We start from the raw sequence: 16154 nt of genomic DNA on the forward strand, positions 1-16154 counted from the left end.
CCAAGATCCTGCGCATGGAACTGCCGTTCTCCAAGGAGCAGGTCAACGAGGCGCAGAAGGCGGTGGTCAAGGCCAACAAGCTGGAAAGCTGCTACCTGCGCCCGCTGACCTGGATCGGCTCGCAGAAACTGGGCGTCAGCCCCAAGGGCAACCAGATCCACCTGATGGTGGCGGCCTGGGCCTGGGGCGCCTACCTGGGCGAAGAGGGCATGAAGCGCGGCATCCGCGTCAAGACCTCCAGCTACACCCGCCACCACGTCAACATCACGATGACGCAGGCCAAGGCGGTGAGCAACTACAGCAACTCCATCCTGGCCAACATGGAGGCGCTGGACGACGGCTACGACGAGGCCCTGCTGCTGGACAGCGCCGGCTTCGTCAGCGAGGGCGCCGGCGAGAACGTGTTCATCGTCAAGGACGGCGTGGTCTACACGCCCGACCTGTCGGCCGGCGCGCTGAACGGCATCACGCGCAATACCGTGCTGCACATCTGCAAGGACCTGGGCATCGAGCTGGTGCAGAAGCGCATCACCCGCGACGAGGTCTACATCGCCGACGAGGCCTTCTTCTCCGGCACGGCGGCGGAGGTCACCCCGATCCGCGAGCTGGACCGGGTGCAGATCGGCGCCGGCCAGCGCGGCCCGGTCACCGAGAAGATCCAGTCCGCCTTCTTCGACATCGTCAACGGCCGCAACCCGAAGTACGCCCACTGGCTCGCCAAGGTATGAACGCACCCGCCAAGAAGGAAACGGTGATCGAGCTGCGCGCCAGCGACCTCAACGGCAACGGCGGCATCTTCTGCCCCAGCCCGGTCGCCGGCATGAAGCTGTGGAACAACCACCCGCGCATCTTCCTGGACATCGTCCACACCGGCGAGGCCAAGTGCGCCTACTGCGGCACGGTCTACAAGCTGCGCGAAGGCGAGCAGGTCGGCGGCAGCCATTGAACCGGCCGTGAGCTGGTCGCTGGTCGTCGCCCCGCAATGGATCGGCGATGCGGTGATGACCGAGCCGCTGCTGCGGCGGCTGCACGCCCGCGGTGAACGGCTGGCGGTGGGCGCGGTGCCCTGGGTGGCGCCGGTCTACCGCGCCATGCCGCAGGTCGACGAGGTGATCGAGTTCCCGTTCCGGCATGGCGGCCTGCAATGGGCCGCTCGCCGGCGGCTGACGCGCGAACTGCGCGGGCGCTTCGACGCGGCCTACGTGCTGCCCAACTCCTTCAAGAGCGCGCTGCTGCCCTGGCTGGCCGGCGTGCCGCGCCGCATCGGCTACGCCGGCGAAGCGCGCATCGGCGTCCTGAACCAGCGCCTGCCCAATCCCCGCGGCAAGCCGCCCATGGTGGCCTTCTATTCCGCCCTGAGCGGCGAGCGCGAGGGGCTGGAGCAGGACCGCCCGGCGCTGCAGCTGGCGCAGTCGGCCATCGACGACACGCTGGCCGAGCAGGGCGTGGCGCGCGGCGGCTACCTCGTCTTCGCGCCGGGGGCCGAGTACGGGTCCTCCAAGCGCTGGCCGGCCGAACACTACGCCGCGCTGGCCGCCAGCCTGGAGCAGCCCGTGCTGCTGCTGGGCTCGGGCAAGGATGCGCCGGTCTGCGAGGCGATCGTCGCCGGCGCGCCCGGGCGCTGCCGCAGCCTGGCCGGCCGGACCTCGCTGGCCGAGGCCTTCGCCCTGATCGCCGCCGCCCGCGCCGTGGTCAGCAACGACTCCGGCCTGATGCACGTGGCCGCCGCCTTCGGCGTGCCGCAGGTGGCGCTGTTCGGCTCGTCCAGCCCGCGGCACACGCCGCCCCTGAACGAGCGCGCGCAGGTGCTGTGGCTGAAGGACGACCCGGACTACCAGCCGGCGCTGGACTGCGCGCCCTGTTTCGCGCGCGAATGCCCCCTGGGCCACCACCGCTGCCTGCGCGACATCACGCCGGCGCGGGTCGCCGCACTGCTGGGCGAGTCCTGAGCGGAAGGCACACCACGTCCATGTCCCCTGCCAGGCCGCATGCCGACCCGCCCGCCTGGGCGATCGGCGTGGCGGGCCTGCTGTCGCTGGCCGTTGCCATGGGCATAGGCCGCTTCGCCTTCACGCCGCTGCTGCCGCTGATGGTGCAGGCCGGGCAGATCGACGTGTCCGGCGGCGGCTGGCTGGCCGCGGCCAACTACGCCGGCTACCTGCTGGGTGGGGTGACGGCGGCGCGCATGGGCCGATCGGCGCCGCGGCTGGCCGTGGTCGCCCTGCTGGCCACCGTGGGGCTCACGGCGGCCATGGCCTTCGAAGGCCCTGCGGGCTGGTGGCCGGTGCTGCGGCTGCTGGCCGGCGTGGCCAGCGCCTGGGCCTTCATCGCGACCAGCGTCTGGTGCCTGACGGCGTTGGCCCGCCAAGGCGGGAGCGCCTGGAGTAGCGTGTTCTATGCCGGCGTCGGCACCGGAATCGCGATGGCCGGCGTGTACTGCCTGGCCGGTGCGGCGGCCGGGGCCACGCCCGGCGCCCTGTGGCTGCAGCTCGGGGCCATGGCCCTGTTGCTGGTGCTGCCGGTGCTATGGGTGCTGGCGCGCCTGGCGCCGCTGCCGGCAGCTGGCCGTGGCGGACGGGTCCCCTCGGCCGCCTTGCCCGCCGACTGCCGCGGCCTCATTTGGGCCTACGCGCTGTTCGGCTTCGGCTACATCCTGCCGGCCACCTTCCTGCCGGTGATGGCGCGCTCGGTGGTCGAGGACCCGCGGCTGTTCGGGCTGGCCTGGCCCGCCTTCGGCGTGACGGGGGCCTTGTCCGCAGTGGTCGCGGCGGCGCTGTTGCGGCGCGTGTCGCGGCTGCACGTGTGGGCGGCTTCCCATGCGCTGATGGGCATCGGCGTGCTGCTGCCCAGCCTCTGGCGCAACGGCTGGACGATCGGCCTGTCGGCGCTGCTGGTCGGCGGCACCTTCATGGTGGTCACGCTGGCCGGCGTGCAGGAGATCCGGGTGCGCGCGCCCGGCGACGCGACGGCGCTGGTCAGCCGCATGACGTCCGCCTTCGCCGCCGGCCAGATCGCCGGGCCGGTGGCCTCTTCGCTGCTGCTGCGCCTCTCACCCGCGCACGGCCTCGACATCGCGCTGCAGGCCGGGGCCGTGGTATTGCTGGCCAGCGCCTTCTGGCTGTGGCGGGCGCCTCGGGCGGCGGGCACTTGAGGCCGGTCGGTTCGCACGGCGCGGACCTGGCCTCACGGGCGATGGCCGCGGCCTTCGCTCAGGTGATGCATCATCGGCCTGTGTCTGCGTCGCAGACGGCTCACGCAGGGCAGCCAGGATGTTGAAGATTGCCGTGATCGGGTGTGGTGCCATCAGCCAGGCCGTGCTGGCGGAGCTGGCGCGCGACGCCCGGGTGGAGGTGGCTTGCGTGGTGGTGCGTCCCGAGAGCCTGGCTGGCGCGCGCACCCGGGTCGGCGAGCTTGCGCCCGGTACCGAGGTCTGCACGGAACTGCCTGCGCGCCCGCTCGACCTGGCGGTGGAGGCCGCCGGCCATGCGGCGATCGGGCAGCACGTGGTGCCGGCGCTGTCGCGCGGCGTGCCCTGCGTGATGGTCTCCATCGGCGCGCTGGCCGCACCGGGCGTGGCCGAGGAGCTGGAGCGGGCGGCGCGGGCCGGATCCACCCAGCTGCGGCTGGTCTCCGGCGCCATCGGTGCGCTGGATGCGCTGGCGGCGGCGCGCCTGGGCGGGCTCACCGAGGTCCGCTACACCGGCTGCAAGCCGCCCCCGGCCTGGGAGGGCACGCCGGCCGCAGACGCATTCGCCCTGTCGGACTTGCGCGAAGCCACCACCATCTTCGAAGGCAGCGCGCGCGAGGCCTGCTCGCTGTACCCCAAGAACGCCAACGTGGCTGCGGCCATTTCCATGGCCGGCCTGGGCCTGGAGGCCACGCGGGTGCGGCTGGTCGCCGATCCGTCGATCCGCGAGAACGCCCACCGGGTCCAGGCCCTGGGCGCCTTCGGCGAGTTCGAGCTGGTGATGCGCAACCGGCCGCTGGCCGCCAACCCCAAGACCTCCTCGCTGACCGTGTACAGCGTGCTGCGGGCGGTACGCAGCTGGCTCGATCCGGTGGTGATCTGACGCGGCGGCCGCACGCGCGGTCCGCGATCAGGCCCGGACGGGCAGCGGCAGCGCGGTCTTGTACCGGACCTGCTTTAGCGCGAAGCTGGAGCGGATCTTCTCGATGCCGGGAATCGGCGTCAGCTGTTCGAGGATGAAGCGCTCCAGCGCAGCGATGTCCGGGACCGCCACCCGGATCAGGTAGTCGCTGTCGCCGGTCATGAGGTAGCACTCCATGACCTCGTCGTGCTCCGCGATCCGCTGCTCGAAGGCGGCCAGCGCCTCCTTGGACTGCGAGCGAAGGCTGATGCTGATGAAGACGTTCAGGCCCAGTCCCAGCGCCTTGCCGTTGACCAGGGCGACGTAGCGGTCGATCACGCCGGCGGCCTGCAGCGCCTTGACCCGGGCCAGGCAGGGCGAGGGCGACAGGTGGACCCGGCGGGCGAGCTCCACGTTGGTCAGCGAGCCGTCGTGCTGCAACGCGTCGAGAATGCGGAGGTCGATGGCGTCGAGCTGCATGGAGGCGGCATTTTATGCTGCTGAGGCTGCTTCTTGGCTCATTTTTGGCAGCACCTACCGCGGCAGCGCGCCTACAGTGAATGGCATGACCGACCTCAGCACCACCCGCTTCCTCGCCGACCTGGGCGGCGATCCCGATCCGGTCGAGACGGCCGAATGGCGCGATGCGTTCCGGGCGGTGGTCGCGACCCAGGGGCCGGCCCGGGCGCGCTTCCTGCTCGACCAGCTGTCCACGCTGGCCCGCCAGCCGGCCATCGGCTGGTCGCCCGAACTCGTCACGCCCTACGTCAACACGGTGGCCGTTGAGGAGCAGCCGGCGTTCCCCGGCGACCTGGCGATGGAGGAGAAGCTCGCGTCCCTGATGCGCTGGAACGCACTGGCCATGGTGGTCCGCGCGAACACCGCCTATGGCGAGCTCGGCGGCCACATCGCCAGCTATGCGAGCGCGGCGGACCTGTTCGAGGTCGGCTTCAACCACTTCTTCCGGGCCCGCAACGAGCGCCACGGCGGTGACCTGGTGTTCTTCCAGCCGCACAGCGCGCCCGGCGTGTATGCCCGCGCCTTCCTGGAGGGGCGACTCACCGAGCAGGACCTCGCGCACTACCGGCAGGAGATCACGGCCGCCGACCGGGGCGTGCGCGGGCTGTCCAGCTATCCGCATCCCTGGCTGATGCCGGACTTCTGGCAGTTCCCGACCGGCTCCATGGGCCTGGGCCCGATCAGCTCGATCTACCAGGCGCGCTTCATGCGCTACCTCGCGCACCGCGGCCTGCTGGACACGAGCGGTCGCAAGGTGTGGGGCGTGTTCGGCGACGGCGAGATGGACGAGCCCGAAAGCATGAGTGCGCTGACGCTGGCCTCGCGCGAGAAGCTGGACAACCTGGTGTGGGTGGTCAACTGCAACCTGCAGCGCCTGGACGGGCCGGTGCGCGGCAACGGCCGCATCGTCGACGAACTCGAGAAGCTGTTCCGCGGCGCCGGCTGGAACGTGATCAAGCTGCTGTGGGGCAGCGACTGGGACGGGCTGTTCGCGCGCGACACCTCGCAGGCGCTGGTGCGCGCCTTCGCCGAGACGGTCGACGGGCAGATGCAGACCTTCGCCGCCAAGGACGGCCGCTTCAACCGCGACAACTTCTTCGGCCAGAACGAGGCGCTGGCCCGGCTGGCGCAGGGCCTGACGGACGAGCAGATCGACCGCCTCAAGCGCGGCGGCCACGACCTGGTGAAGATCCACGCCGCCTACGAGCGGGCGGCCCGGCATCGCGGCCAGCCGACCGTGATCCTGGCGCACACCAAGAAGGGCTACGGCATGGGCGCGGCCGGCCAGGGCCGGATGACCACCCACAGCCAGAAGAAGCTGGACGAGGCGGCCCTGCTGGCGTTCCGCGACCGCTTCGCCCTGCCGCTGTCGGACGAGCAGGCCAAGGCGCTGTCCTTCTACAAGCCGGCGGACGACGGCCCCGAGCTGCGCTACCTGCACGAGCGCCGCCAGGCCCTGGGCGGCTACCTGCCGCGGCGCGAGGCCAAGGCGCCGGTGCTGCCGGTGCCGGCGCTGGCCTCGTACGCGGCCTTCGCCACCCAGGCCGGCGGCAAGGAGATGTCGACCACCATGGCCTTCGTGCGCCTGCTGGGCAACCTGCTGAAGGACCCGCAGCTGGGGCCGCGCATCGTGCCCATCGTGGCCGACGAGGCGCGCACCTTCGGCATGGCCAACCTGTTCAAGCAGGTCGGCATCTACTCCAGCGTCGGCCAGAAGTACGAGCCGGAGGACATCGGCTCGGTGCTGTCCTACCGCGAGGCGCTGGACGGCCAGATCCTGGAGGAGGGCATCAGCGAGGCCGGCGCCATCGCCAGCTGGACCGCCGCGGCCACCAGCTACAGCGTGCACGGCCTGCCCATGCTGCCGTTCTACATCTACTACTCGATGTTCGGCTTCCAGCGCGTGGGCGACGCGATCTGGGCGGCCGCCGACCAGCGCGCCCGCGGCTTCCTGCTGGGCGCGACCTCGGGTCGCACGACGCTGGCCGGCGAGGGCCTGCAGCACCAGGACGGCAGCAGCCACCTGGTGGCCGCGACCATCCCCAACTGCAAGGCCTACGACCCGGCCTTCGCCGGCGAGATGGCGGTGCTGGTCGACCACGGCATGCGCGAGATGCTGGTGGAGCAGCGCGACGTCTTCTACTACCTGACGCTGATGAACGAGAACTACGCGAACCCGGACCTGCCCGAGGACGTGTACCCAGGCGTCATCCGCGGCGGCTACCGGCATGCGCGCTTCGGCGACGCTGGGGCGACCCGGCGCGTGACCCTGCTCGGCTCGGGGGCCATCCTGCGCGAGGCGCTGGCGGCCGGCCGGCAGCTCGCCGACGAGGGCCTGGCCGTCGACGTGATCAGCGTCACCAGCTGGAGCGAGCTGGCCCGCGACGGGCTGGCGTGCGAGCGCCGGGCGATGGCCGGCGAGGGCGGGGTCCGGCCCTACGTGGAGCAATTGCTGGCGGGATCGGGGCCGGTGATCGCCGCGAGCGACTACGTGCGGGCCGTGCCGGAAAGCATCCGCGCATTCGTGCCGGCCGGCCGGCGCTACCTCACGCTGGGCACCGACGGCTTCGGGCGCAGCGACACGCGGGCGGCGCTGCGGTCCTTCTTCCGGGTCGATGCGGCCAGCATCGCCGCGACGGCCCGGTTCGCCCTGTCCTGATTCGCGTGCCGGCGCGTCCGGCTACACCGGCAGCCTGAGCACGAAGCAGGCGCCGCCGCCCTCGCGCGCCTCGCAGTGCACCGTCCCGTGGTGCCGGCCGGCGATCGAGCGCACCAGCGCCAGCCCCAGCCCGACGCCGCCTTCGCGCTCGCTCGCGCCCGGCAGGCGGTAGAAGGGCTCGAAGATGCGCTCGCACTGGTCGGGCGGCACGCCGGGGCCGCGGTCGCACACGCGCACCACGGCGTGGCGGCCCTCGCGCCGCACGTCGACTTCCACCGGCCCGGGGCTGTAGCGGCGCGCGTTCTCCAGCAGGTTGCGCACGGCCCGGCGCAGCAGGCGCGGCACGCCGTCGACGGTGAGGGTGCCGGCATCGGCCTGCGCCGACAGCTCGGCGCCGGCCTGCGCGCATTCCTCGGCCGCCAGCCCGGTCAGGTCGACCGGCTCGAAGGTGCCGACGTCGGTCTCGCGCGCATCGAGCCGGCTGGCCAGCAGGATCTCGTCGATCAGCTGGTCGAGCTCGCCCAGGTTGCGCAGGATCTCGCGCCGCTGCCCCGGCGTGGGCGGCCCTTCCATCAGTTCCATGCCCATGCGGATGCGCGCCAGCGGCGAGCGCAGTTCGTGCGAGGCATTGGCCAGCAGCGACTTGTGGCTCTTGATCAGCGTCTCGACGCGCTCGGCCGCGTGGTTGAAACGGCGCGCCAGGAAGGCCACCTCGTCGCTGCCGCTCTCGTCGGCGCGCGCCGACAGGTCGCCCTGGCCCCAGCGCTCGACGCCGCGGCGCACGTTCTCCAGCCGCTGCGTGAGGCGCCGGATCACGGGGTAGCTGCCCAGCACCACCGCCAGCGCCACGATCCCCAGCAGCCAGAACAGCCCGGTCGGGCCGCGCGGCGGGAACGGCCGCAGGGCCGCCGGACCCTCGCCCGGGCGGCGCTGCCGCGGCGGCACCTGCACGGTGATCTCGCGGCCGTCCTTGAGCACCACCTCGCCCTCGAAGGTGCTCGGCCCCGTGCCCGGCGCCGGCACGCGGCGCAACGCACCTTCTCCGATCACCTGGCCGGCGGCGTCGCGTATCACGATCTCGCGCGCCGGCGGCGTCTGCTCGGAACGCACCGAATCGCGGTACGCCTCCCACAGGGCGCCGAACACCACGGTGAGCACCGCCACCGCGGCGATCACCGCCAGCCAGATGCGAAGGTAGAGGGGGAAGCGCAGCGTCACGGGCGAGGCAGTGGATCAGTCTTGCTGTTTGGCGAAGACGTAGCCCACGCCGCGCACGGTGACGATGCGCTTGGGGTTCTTCACGTCGGCTTCGATGGCGGCGCGGATGCGGCCCATGTGCACGTCGATCGAGCGGTCGAAGGCTTCCAGCTCGCGCCCGCGCACCGCTTCCATGATCTGGTCGCGCGTGAGCACGCGGCCGGCGCGCTCGGCCAGCGCCACCAGCAGGTCGAACTGGTAGGAGGTCAGCTCGCGCAACTCGCCGCCGACGGCGACGGTGCGCGCATCGCGATCGATCTCCAGCGAGCCGAACTGCATGCGGCGGGCCGCCGGCGGCGCCGCCTCGACGCGCCGGCGCAGCACCGCGCGGATGCGAGCCAGCAGCTCGCGCGGCTCGAAGGGCTTGGGCAGGTAGTCGTCGGCGCCCAGTTCCAGCCCGACGATGCGGTCCATGGGGTCGCCCTTGGCCGTGAGCATCAGCACCGGCACCCGCGCGGCCTCGCCCGGCATGGCGCGGATGCGGCGGCACACCTCCAGCCCGTCCAGGTCGGGCAGCATCAGGTCCAGGATCACCAGGTCGGGCAAGCGGCCGCCGGCCGGCTCCTGCAGGATGGCCAGGCCGGCTTTCGCATCCAGCGCCTGCGTCACGCCGAAACCGGAGCGCTCCAGGTACTCGCCCACCATCTGCGCCAGTCGCGCATCGTCTTCGATCATCAGGAGTTGCTGCATGGGGCCGATGGTAGTCACGCAAACGCCGTTGGGTTCCAAGCATCGGCACGGGCCGGCACGCGGGCTTGTCGCAGCGGTAAAGTTAGGTAAATGGATGCTGCCATCGACGCCGCGCGCACGCTGCCCGAGGTCCTGGCCGCGCAGGCCGCGGCGCGGCCAGACGCGCCCGCCGTGCACTTCGAGGGCGAGGTCCTGCGCTACGCCGACCTCGATCGCGGCGCGCGTGCGCTGGCGACCCGCCTGTGGCACGAGTGGGGCGTGCGGCCCGGCGACCGCGTCGCCTGGCTGGGACTGAATCACCCGGCGCAAGTGCTGCTGCTGTTCGCGCTGGCGCGCCTGGGCGCCGTGCTGCTGCCGCTGAACGTGCGGCTGGCGCCGCCCGAGTGGGACGCGCTGCTGGCCGCCTGCACGCCCACCCACCTGGTGCACGACGAGGCCTTCGCGGCCGCCGCGCAGCCGCTTGCCGCGGCCCGCGGCCTGCGCGCCCACGATCTCGCCTCGCTGCAGGGTGCCGCCGCCGGCGACGCCCCCGACCATGCAGCCCCCGACGCGCCGGTGCTGCTGGTGTTCACCTCCGGCACCACCAGCCAGCCCAAGGCCGCGGTCCACACCCAGGCCAACCTGCTGGCCAACATGCGCATCGCGGCGGCGACCCAGCGCATCACGCCCGACGACGTCGTGCTGACGGTGCTGCCGCTGTTCCACGTCGGCGGGCTGTGCATCCAGTCGCTGCCGGCGCTGTACGCCGGGGCGCAGCTGGTGCTGCTGGCGCGCTTCGCGCCGGAAGCGACCTTCGAGGCGATCGCCCGCCACCGGCCCACGCTGACGCTGCAGGTGCCGGCGACGATGAAGGCGCTGGTCGAGCATCCGCAATGGCCGGCGGCCGACCTGGCCTGCCTGCGCGCGGTCTGGGCCGGCTCCAGCCTGCTGCCGGCGCCGCTGGTGCAGGCCTTCCATGCACGCGGCCTTCCGGTGTGCAACGTCTACGGCTCCACCGAGACCGGCCCGTTCTCGATCGCGCTGCCGCCCGAGCACGCGTTCGACCACGTCGGCTCCTGCGGCTGGCCGGCGCCCGGCGTGGAGGTGCGGCTGGCCGAGGTGCAGCGCGGCACCGGCGAGGTATGGGTGCGCGCTGCCAACGTCGTGCAGCGCTACTGGCCCGACGTGCCGGCGCGCGACGCGGAGGGCTGGTTCCACACCGGCGACCTGGCGACGCAGGCGGACGACGGCAGCTACGCCATCGTCGGCCGCTCCAAGGACCTGATCATCTCGGGCGGCGAGAACATCCACCCGGCCGAGATCGAGGGGCCGCTGGCCGAGCACCCGGCCGTGCTGGAGTGCGCCGCCTTCGGCGTGCCCGACCCGCAATGGGGCGAGGCGGTGGCGGTGGCGGTGGTGCTGCGCCCCGGTGCGCAGGCCAGCGACGAGGAACTGCGCGCCCACCTGGCTGCGCGGGTGGCCCGCTACAAGCTGCCGCGCCACTGCGTGCGGCTGGAGGCGCTGCCCAGGACGGCGCTGGGCAAGGTGCAGCGGCAGGCGCTGGTGGAACTGCTGAAGACGGCCTGACTAGGCCGGCGCCGCGGCCGGCTGGCGCACCGCCTGCATGCGCGAGGCCAGCCACACCAGCAGCAGCACCGGCACGCCCAGCGCGGCCGTCGAGGTGAAGAAGTTCGCGTAGCCGAAATGCTCCACGTAGCTGCCCGAGAAGCCGGCCAGCCACTTGGGCAGCAGCAGCATCATGGAGCTGAACAGCGCGTACTGCGTGGCCGAGTAGTTGACGTTGGTGAGCCCGGACAGGTAGGCGATGAAGGCGGCCGACGCGATGCCGGAGGACAGGTTGTCGGCCGAGATCACCAGCACCAGCGAGCGCACGTCGTGGCCGCGCGAGGCCAGCCAGGCGAACAGCAGGTTGCTGCCGGCGCTGAGCACCGCGCCCAGCATCATCACCCGCATCACGCCCAGCCGCAGCGCCAGCACGCCGCCGACGAAGGTGCCTACCAGGGTCATGACGACGCCGAACACCTTGGTGATGTTGGCGACCTCGGCCTTGGTGTAGCCCATGTCGGCGTAGAACGGGTTGGCCATGATGCCCATCACCACGTCGCTGATCCGGTACACGGCGATCAGCGCCAGCACCAGCACGGCGTGGGTGCCGTAGCGGCGCAGGAAATCGGCGAAGGGCTCCAGCACCGTCTCGCGCAGCCACTGGGCGGCATCGCGCGCCGGCGGCAGCGTGCGCCGCAGCGGCTCGGGCGCGAACAGCACGGTGAGCAGGCCCACCGCCATCGAGGCCGCCATCGCCAGGTAGGCGGTGCGCCAGGCGGCGTGCTGGTAGCCCGCGATGCCGGGCGCCTCGGCCTGGGCCGCGATCCAGAACACGCCGGCGCCGGCCCAGATCATGGCCAGCCGGTAGCCGGTCTGGTAGGTGGCGGCCAACGCCGCCTGGCGCTCCACCGCGGCCGACTCGATGCGGAAGGCATCGAGCGCTATGTCCTGGGTGGCCGACGCGAAGGCCACGCCGAGCGCGCACAACGCCACCAGCGTGCGATCCACCTGCGGGTCGAACCAGGCCATGCCGGCCAGCCCCGCGACGATGGCCAGCTGCGAGGCCAGCAGCCAACTGCGCCGGCGACCGAGCAGGCGCGTGAGCAGCGGCAGCGGCACCCGGTCGACCAGCGGCGCCCAGGCCCACTTGAAGGCATAGGCCAGGCCGACCCAGGACAGATAGCCGATGGTGGCGAGGTCGACCCCGGCCTCGCGCAGCCGGAAGCTCAGCGTGCCCAGCACCAGCAAGAGCGGCAGCCCGGCGGAAAAACCCAGCGCCAGCATGCGCAGCGCGGCGGGTTCCAAATACACCTTGAGGCTGGAAAGCCATCCCGCTGGGCGGCTCGTCCGAGGCGGCGTGGGGGTCTCGTCTGACATCTGCTCGACCGATTGGTCCTAACATTGTTCCATGTGCCAGCAGTGCTACGCCCGTTCGTCGCCCTGGATGCCGCGTCGCGGCTTCCTGGCGCTGGCCGGCGCTGCGGCGGCGACGCCGGTGCTGGCACAGGTCGACGTCGGCGCGCCGTCCCGCATGCGCGGCCTGGTGCCGGCCGAGGAGATCGAGGCGGCGGCCACGCAGCAGTACTCGCAGATGATGGCGCAGGCCAAGCAGCAGGGCGCGCTGGCGCCGGCCAACCACCCACAGCTGCAGCGACTGCGACAGATCGCCACCCGGCTGATTCCGCAAAGCCTGCGCTGGAACGAGCGCGCGCGCAGCTGGCGCTGGGAAGTGAACCTGATCGGCAGCAAGCAGATCAACGCCTTCTGCATGCCGGGCGGCAAGATCGCCGTCTTCACCGGCCTGCTCGACCAGCTGCAGCTCACCGACGACGAGGCCGCCATGGTGGTGGGCCACGAGATCGCGCACGCGGTGCGCGAACATGCCCGCGCCCGCATTGCGAAGGAGCAGGGCACCGGCGCGCTGCTGTCACTGGGCGCGCAGCTGTTCGGGCTGGGGCAGCTGGGCGACGTGGCGGCCAGCATCGGCACGCAGCTGCTGACGCTGCGCTTCTCGCGCGAGGACGAGATCGAGGCCGACCTGGTCGGCCTGGAGATGGGCGCCCGCGGCGCCTATTCGCCGGACGCGGCCGTGACGCTGTGGGAGAAGATGGGCCGCGCCTCGGGCGGCAACCAGGGCCCGGCCTTCCTGTCCACCCACCCGAGCGGGCCCGACCGGCTGGCGCGCCTGCGCGAGAACGTGCCGCGGGTGCGCGGGCTGTACCAGCAGGCGGTCGCCAGCGGTCCGCGCTGAGGCGCGCTCAAGCCTGCGCCGGGCGGGCCGGCCACAGCACCGACGCGATCGCCACCACCATCAGCAGCACGGCGGCGAAGTCCTGCCAGTGCAGCACCTCGCCCAGCCACAGCGCGCCGCTGAACACGCCCAGCACCGGGATGAACATCACGCTGAGCGTCGACGCCACCGGCGGCAGCCCTCGCGCCAGATAGAACCAGGCGGCCTGCGCCAGCCCGCAGATCACGATGGCGTTGAAGGCGATGGTCCAGGTCGCGACGGCGTCCGGTGCGGCCCACTCATCCCGCTCGAACAGGATGGATAGCACGCCCATCACCACTGCCGTCAGCGCGATCATCCAGAACGAGATGGTGAGCGTGGGCACCTCGATCTTCGTGCGCCGCAGCAGCTGGGTGCCCAGCGCCCAGGTGGCGGCCGAGAACAGCGCCAGCAGCACGCCCAGCGGCCGGCCCGCCAGCTGCGTCAGCTCGTGCCACAGCAGCAGGGCCACGCCCAGGGCGGCCGCGCTGACGCCGAGCCAGCCGCGCCGCGACAGGGCGACGTGGAACACCAGCGAGCCGATCACCGCCGAGAAGATCGGCATGGTGTAGCCCAGGATGGCGGCGCGCCCGCTGGAGAGGGTCTGCACGGCCAGGATGATGCAGGCGTGCCAGACGAACATGTTGGTGGCTGCCAGCCACAGCAGCTCCGGCCAGTAGCGGCGCGGGATGGTGAATGGCACCTTGGCGAACACCAGGGTGGCGGCCAGGATCGGCAGGCCGAGCCAGATCGAGATGGCGCGGAAGGTCAGCGGCGGGTAGTGGGTCACGCCCAGCTTCATCACCGGCCAGTTGATGCCCCAGGACAGCGTGAGGAGGACCAGGACGACGAGCTGCTGTCGGCTGAGTTTGTGCATGGTGCGCGATTGTCGGGGCGGCGGCGAAGGCATGCCGGCGCGGGGAAAACCGCTCCCTACAATTCCCGCCCATGACCTTCCTCGAGATGCTGCAGGGCGCGCAGCGGCGCAACGACTCGATGCTGTGCGTGGGGCTGGACCCCGAGCCCAGGCGCTTTCCCGGCGCCTGGCGCGGCGACCCGGCCCGCATCCTCGACTTCTGCACGCGCATCGTGGAAGCGACCGCCGACCTGGTGATCGCCTTCAAGCCGCAGATCGCGTATTTCGCCGCGCACCGCGCCGAGTCGCAGCTCGAGCAGCTGGTCGCGCACATCCGCCGGGTCGCACCGCAGGTGCCGGTGATCCTGGACGCCAAGCGCGGCGACATCGGCTCGACCGCCGAGCAGTACGCCGTCGAGGCCTTCGAGCGCTATGGCGCGGATGCCGTGACACTGTCGCCCTTCATGGGCTTCGATTCCGTCCAGCCCTATTTGAAGTACGAGGGCAAGGGCGCCTTCCTGCTGTGCCGCACGTCCAACCCGGGCGGCGACGACCTGCAGAACCAGCGGCTGGCCTCGGTGGACGGCACGCCCCTGTTGTACGAACACCTGGCCCGGCTGGCGCAGGGTCGGTGGAATCTCAATGGGCAGCTGGGCCTGGTGGTGGGCGCGACCTACCCGGCCGAGATCGAGCGGGTGCGCGCGCTGGCCCCGACCGTGCCGCTGCTGATCCCCGGCGTCGGTGCCCAGGGCGGTGACGCCGCCGCCACGGTGCGGGCCGGCTGGCGGCCGGACGCGCCCATCGTGGTGAATTCCTCGCGCGCCATCCTCTACGCCTCGGCCGGCGACGACTTCGCCCACGCGGCGCGGTCGGAAGCGCAGAAGACGCGCGCGCTGCTGGCGGCCGCCCGGCCCGTCTGATCGCGCGACCGTCCCCGGCGTCAGTCCGCTGCGGCTTCCCGCCGCGCCCTGGCCACCGCCCCGGCCCACGGCCGGGCCCAGTCCAGCAGCGGCTTGAACGCGACGAGCAGGTCCTGCCCCTGGCGTGACAGGCGATAGCCCGATCCGGCGTCGTGCTCCACCAGCAGGGCGTCGCGCAGCTCGGCCAGTCGCTGGCTCAGCACGGAAGCGGACAGGTCACCGCAGGCGGCCTGCAGCTGGCGGAAGTTCATCGGCTCGCCGCGCAGCTCCCACAGGATGCGCAGCGTCCAGCGCCGGTTGAACAGCTCCAGGGCGGCGTTGATCGCCTCCTTGGCCGAAGGGCGGGAGGACTGTCGCACAGGTGTCCGGTTCATGCTTTGATTTTAGAAGCGGCTGCGGCTAGACTGGGTGCTTCTGAATCCGAAGCAAGGAGATGGCCATGGACGAACCACCCCGCATCGCGCCGCAGGCCGACCCGCTGCCCGGTGCATTGGCCGATGCCATGGGCCGGCTGGTGCCGGACGGCATGAAGCCGCCCCAGCTGTTCCTGACCGTCGGCCGCAACGCGGGCTTGTTCCAGCACCTGGTGGACACCGGCCTGATCGGTCCCACCGGACTGCTCGACCGCCGCGTGCTGCCGCGCGAGTTGCGCGAGTGCGTGATCCTGCGCACCTGCGTCGCCACCCGCAACGACTACGAATTCAACCTGCACGTGCAGACGATCTCCGGACGCATGGGCCTGTCGTGGGCCCAGATCGAGGATGTGCGGCGCGAACGGCCGACGCCCGCGCTGTGGTCGGGCGAGCAGTGGGCCGCGATGGCGCTGGTGGACGCCCTGGTGCCCGGCCTCCGGTTGTCCGACGCCACCTTCGACGCCTGCCGGCAGCAGCTGGACGAGCCAGCCCTGATCGAGATCACCCAGCTAGCCGGGATGTACGTCGCCGTGGCGATGCAGGTGGCGCTCGCGCGGCCGTCCTTCGACCACTACCGCTACCCCGAGGCCGTGCGGGCCACGGTCCGGGGCTGAGCGCGGCCGTGTCGTCAGCGGCCGCCGGCGTCGTGGACGCGGTCGGCGTTGGTGCTGCTGCGGGCGCCCTTGAGGTGCAGCTCGACGTCGGCCGCCCTCGGGCCCACGGCCTTCACGGCTTCGCGCAGCTGCTCCACGCTGCAATCGAGTTCGCGCGTCCAGCGCGCACGGGACTGCGGATCGTCCGGATCGATGCGATCCGGACCCGCGCCGGGGGCATGTTTCTGGGCCATTCGGAACTCCGGAACAAGGTGCTGCCACGCTAGCGCACGAGGAGGGTGCCGGCTGTAGGCGGCTTCCGGCACCGGGCTACAGTGCGCGGCC

Annotated in this window: 17 protein-coding genes; 10 read left to right on the forward strand and 7 right to left on the reverse strand. The window is 72.0% G+C overall.

The annotated features are described in order from the left end of the window. From VEC03_RS13345 to VEC03_RS13365, 5 genes are all read left to right on the forward strand, one after another. Positions 1 to 728, forward strand: a 728-nt coding sequence (locus VEC03_RS13345; RefSeq protein ID WP_324915953.1) for a branched-chain amino acid transaminase, incomplete at its 5' end; no start/stop codon positions are given. Then, positions 725 to 946, forward strand: coding sequence for a zinc-finger domain-containing protein (locus VEC03_RS13350; protein ID WP_324915954.1), 222 nt, complete (start codon positions 725 to 727; stop codon positions 944 to 946). The genes VEC03_RS13345 and VEC03_RS13350, both read left to right, overlap by 4 nt. Positions 947 to 953: 7 nt before the next feature. Continuing rightward, positions 954 to 1949 carry a lipopolysaccharide heptosyltransferase II gene (waaF, locus tag VEC03_RS13355; RefSeq protein WP_324915956.1) on the forward strand — a complete coding sequence of 332 codons (996 nt, stop codon included), beginning with the start codon at positions 954 to 956 and terminating at the stop codon, positions 1947 to 1949. 20 nt (positions 1950 to 1969) lie between these two features. Next, positions 1970 to 3151: a YbfB/YjiJ family MFS transporter gene (locus VEC03_RS13360; RefSeq protein ID WP_324915957.1), complete on the forward strand. Its 1182-nt coding sequence runs from the start codon at positions 1970 to 1972 to the stop codon at positions 3149 to 3151. Positions 3152 to 3269: 118 nt separating this feature from the next. Further along, positions 3270 to 4070 carry an aspartate dehydrogenase gene (locus tag VEC03_RS13365; RefSeq protein ID WP_324915958.1) on the forward strand — a complete coding sequence of 267 codons (801 nt, stop codon included), beginning with the start codon at positions 3270 to 3272 and terminating at the stop codon, positions 4068 to 4070. Positions 4071 to 4097: 27 nt separating this feature from the next. Here VEC03_RS13365 and VEC03_RS13370 read toward each other — a convergent pair whose 3' ends face one another. Next, a complete protein-coding gene (locus tag VEC03_RS13370) occupies positions 4098 to 4568 on the reverse strand; it encodes an Lrp/AsnC family transcriptional regulator (RefSeq protein ID WP_324915960.1) in 471 nt (156 codons plus the stop codon). A gap of 85 nt (positions 4569 to 4653) precedes the next feature. Here VEC03_RS13370 and mdeB point away from each other — a divergent pair, with 85 nt between their 5' ends. After that, positions 4654 to 7266, forward strand: coding sequence for an alpha-ketoglutarate dehydrogenase (gene mdeB, locus VEC03_RS13375; RefSeq protein WP_324915961.1), 2613 nt, complete (start codon positions 4654 to 4656; stop codon positions 7264 to 7266). A gap of 21 nt (positions 7267 to 7287) precedes the next feature. Here mdeB and VEC03_RS13380 read toward each other — a convergent pair whose 3' ends face one another. Continuing rightward, positions 7288 to 8484 (reverse strand): sensor histidine kinase, encoded by a 1197-nt coding sequence (locus VEC03_RS13380; RefSeq protein ID WP_324915962.1) that lies wholly within the window; start codon positions 8482 to 8484, stop codon positions 7288 to 7290. A 15-nt stretch (positions 8485 to 8499) separates the two neighbouring features. After that, positions 8500 to 9213, reverse strand: coding sequence for a response regulator transcription factor (locus tag VEC03_RS13385; protein WP_324915964.1), 714 nt, complete (start codon positions 9211 to 9213; stop codon positions 8500 to 8502). Between the two features lie 90 nt (positions 9214 to 9303). On the opposite strand from VEC03_RS13385, the gene VEC03_RS13390 reads away from it, so the two are divergent. After that, entirely contained in the window at positions 9304 to 10779 is a 1476-nt protein-coding gene (locus VEC03_RS13390) for a class I adenylate-forming enzyme family protein (protein WP_324915965.1), read from the forward strand. Here VEC03_RS13390 and VEC03_RS13395 read toward each other — a convergent pair whose 3' ends face one another. Further along, positions 10780 to 12135 carry an AmpG family muropeptide MFS transporter gene (locus VEC03_RS13395; protein WP_324915966.1) on the reverse strand — a complete coding sequence of 452 codons (1356 nt, stop codon included), beginning with the start codon at positions 12133 to 12135 and terminating at the stop codon, positions 10780 to 10782. It lies immediately after the preceding gene. A 31-nt stretch (positions 12136 to 12166) separates the two neighbouring features. On the opposite strand from VEC03_RS13395, the gene VEC03_RS13400 reads away from it, so the two are divergent. Continuing rightward, positions 12167 to 13009: a M48 family metallopeptidase gene (locus tag VEC03_RS13400; RefSeq protein ID WP_324915968.1), complete on the forward strand. Its 843-nt coding sequence runs from the start codon at positions 12167 to 12169 to the stop codon at positions 13007 to 13009. 7 nt (positions 13010 to 13016) lie between these two features. Here the strand turns inward: VEC03_RS13400 and VEC03_RS13405 are convergent, their stop codons facing one another. Further along, a complete protein-coding gene (locus VEC03_RS13405) occupies positions 13017 to 13904 on the reverse strand; it encodes a DMT family transporter (protein ID WP_324915969.1) in 888 nt (295 codons plus the stop codon). Positions 13905 to 13975: 71 nt separating this feature from the next. Between VEC03_RS13405 and pyrF the strand changes: the two genes are divergently transcribed. Next, a complete protein-coding gene (gene pyrF / locus VEC03_RS13410; protein WP_324915970.1) occupies positions 13976 to 14803 on the forward strand; it encodes an orotidine-5'-phosphate decarboxylase in 828 nt (275 codons plus the stop codon). A gap of 20 nt (positions 14804 to 14823) precedes the next feature. Here pyrF and VEC03_RS13415 read toward each other — a convergent pair whose 3' ends face one another. Further along, positions 14824 to 15177 carry a helix-turn-helix domain-containing protein gene (locus VEC03_RS13415; protein WP_324915972.1) on the reverse strand — a complete coding sequence of 118 codons (354 nt, stop codon included), beginning with the start codon at positions 15175 to 15177 and terminating at the stop codon, positions 14824 to 14826. Positions 15178 to 15242: 65 nt separating this feature from the next. Between VEC03_RS13415 and VEC03_RS13420 the strand changes: the two genes are divergently transcribed. Then, on the forward strand, positions 15243 to 15830 hold the full coding sequence (locus tag VEC03_RS13420; protein WP_324915973.1) for a carboxymuconolactone decarboxylase family protein: 588 nt from the start codon (positions 15243 to 15245) through the stop codon (positions 15828 to 15830). 14 nt (positions 15831 to 15844) lie between these two features. Here the strand turns inward: VEC03_RS13420 and VEC03_RS13425 are convergent, their stop codons facing one another. Next, complete coding sequence (locus tag VEC03_RS13425; protein WP_324915974.1) at positions 15845 to 16063, reverse strand: DUF3606 domain-containing protein; 219 nt, start codon at positions 16061 to 16063, stop codon at positions 15845 to 15847. Positions 16064 to 16154 lie beyond the last annotated feature (91 nt).

Origin of the sequence: Ramlibacter sp., from assembly GCF_035627355.1 — a bacterium.
In the GTDB taxonomy this organism is placed as follows: domain Bacteria; phylum Pseudomonadota; class Gammaproteobacteria; order Burkholderiales; family Burkholderiaceae_C; genus Ramlibacter.

Coding starts and splice junctions, on each gene's coding strand:
- VEC03_RS13350 (WP_324915954.1), top strand. CDS start 725: ATGAACGCACCCGCCAAGAAGGAAACGGTGATCGAGCTGCGCGCCAGC.
- VEC03_RS13360 (WP_324915957.1), top strand. CDS start 1,970: ATGTCCCCTGCCAGGCCGCATGCCGACCCGCCCGCCTGGGCGATCGGC.
- VEC03_RS13365 (WP_324915958.1), top strand. CDS start 3,270: ATGTTGAAGATTGCCGTGATCGGGTGTGGTGCCATCAGCCAGGCCGTG.
- VEC03_RS13370 (WP_324915960.1), bottom strand. CDS start 4,568: ATGCAGCTCGACGCCATCGACCTCCGCATTCTCGACGCGTTGCAGCAC.
- mdeB (WP_324915961.1), top strand. CDS start 4,654: ATGACCGACCTCAGCACCACCCGCTTCCTCGCCGACCTGGGCGGCGAT.
- VEC03_RS13385 (WP_324915964.1), bottom strand. CDS start 9,213: ATGCAGCAACTCCTGATGATCGAAGACGATGCGCGACTGGCGCAGATG.
- VEC03_RS13390 (WP_324915965.1), top strand. CDS start 9,304: ATGGATGCTGCCATCGACGCCGCGCGCACGCTGCCCGAGGTCCTGGCC.
- VEC03_RS13395 (WP_324915966.1), bottom strand. CDS start 12,135: ATGTCAGACGAGACCCCCACGCCGCCTCGGACGAGCCGCCCAGCGGGA.
- VEC03_RS13400 (WP_324915968.1), top strand. CDS start 12,167: ATGTGCCAGCAGTGCTACGCCCGTTCGTCGCCCTGGATGCCGCGTCGC.
- VEC03_RS13405 (WP_324915969.1), bottom strand. CDS start 13,904: ATGCACAAACTCAGCCGACAGCAGCTCGTCGTCCTGGTCCTCCTCACG.
- pyrF (WP_324915970.1), top strand. CDS start 13,976: ATGACCTTCCTCGAGATGCTGCAGGGCGCGCAGCGGCGCAACGACTCG.
- VEC03_RS13415 (WP_324915972.1), bottom strand. CDS start 15,177: ATGAACCGGACACCTGTGCGACAGTCCTCCCGCCCTTCGGCCAAGGAG.
- VEC03_RS13420 (WP_324915973.1), top strand. CDS start 15,243: ATGGACGAACCACCCCGCATCGCGCCGCAGGCCGACCCGCTGCCCGGT.
- VEC03_RS13425 (WP_324915974.1), bottom strand. CDS start 16,063: ATGGCCCAGAAACATGCCCCCGGCGCGGGTCCGGATCGCATCGATCCG.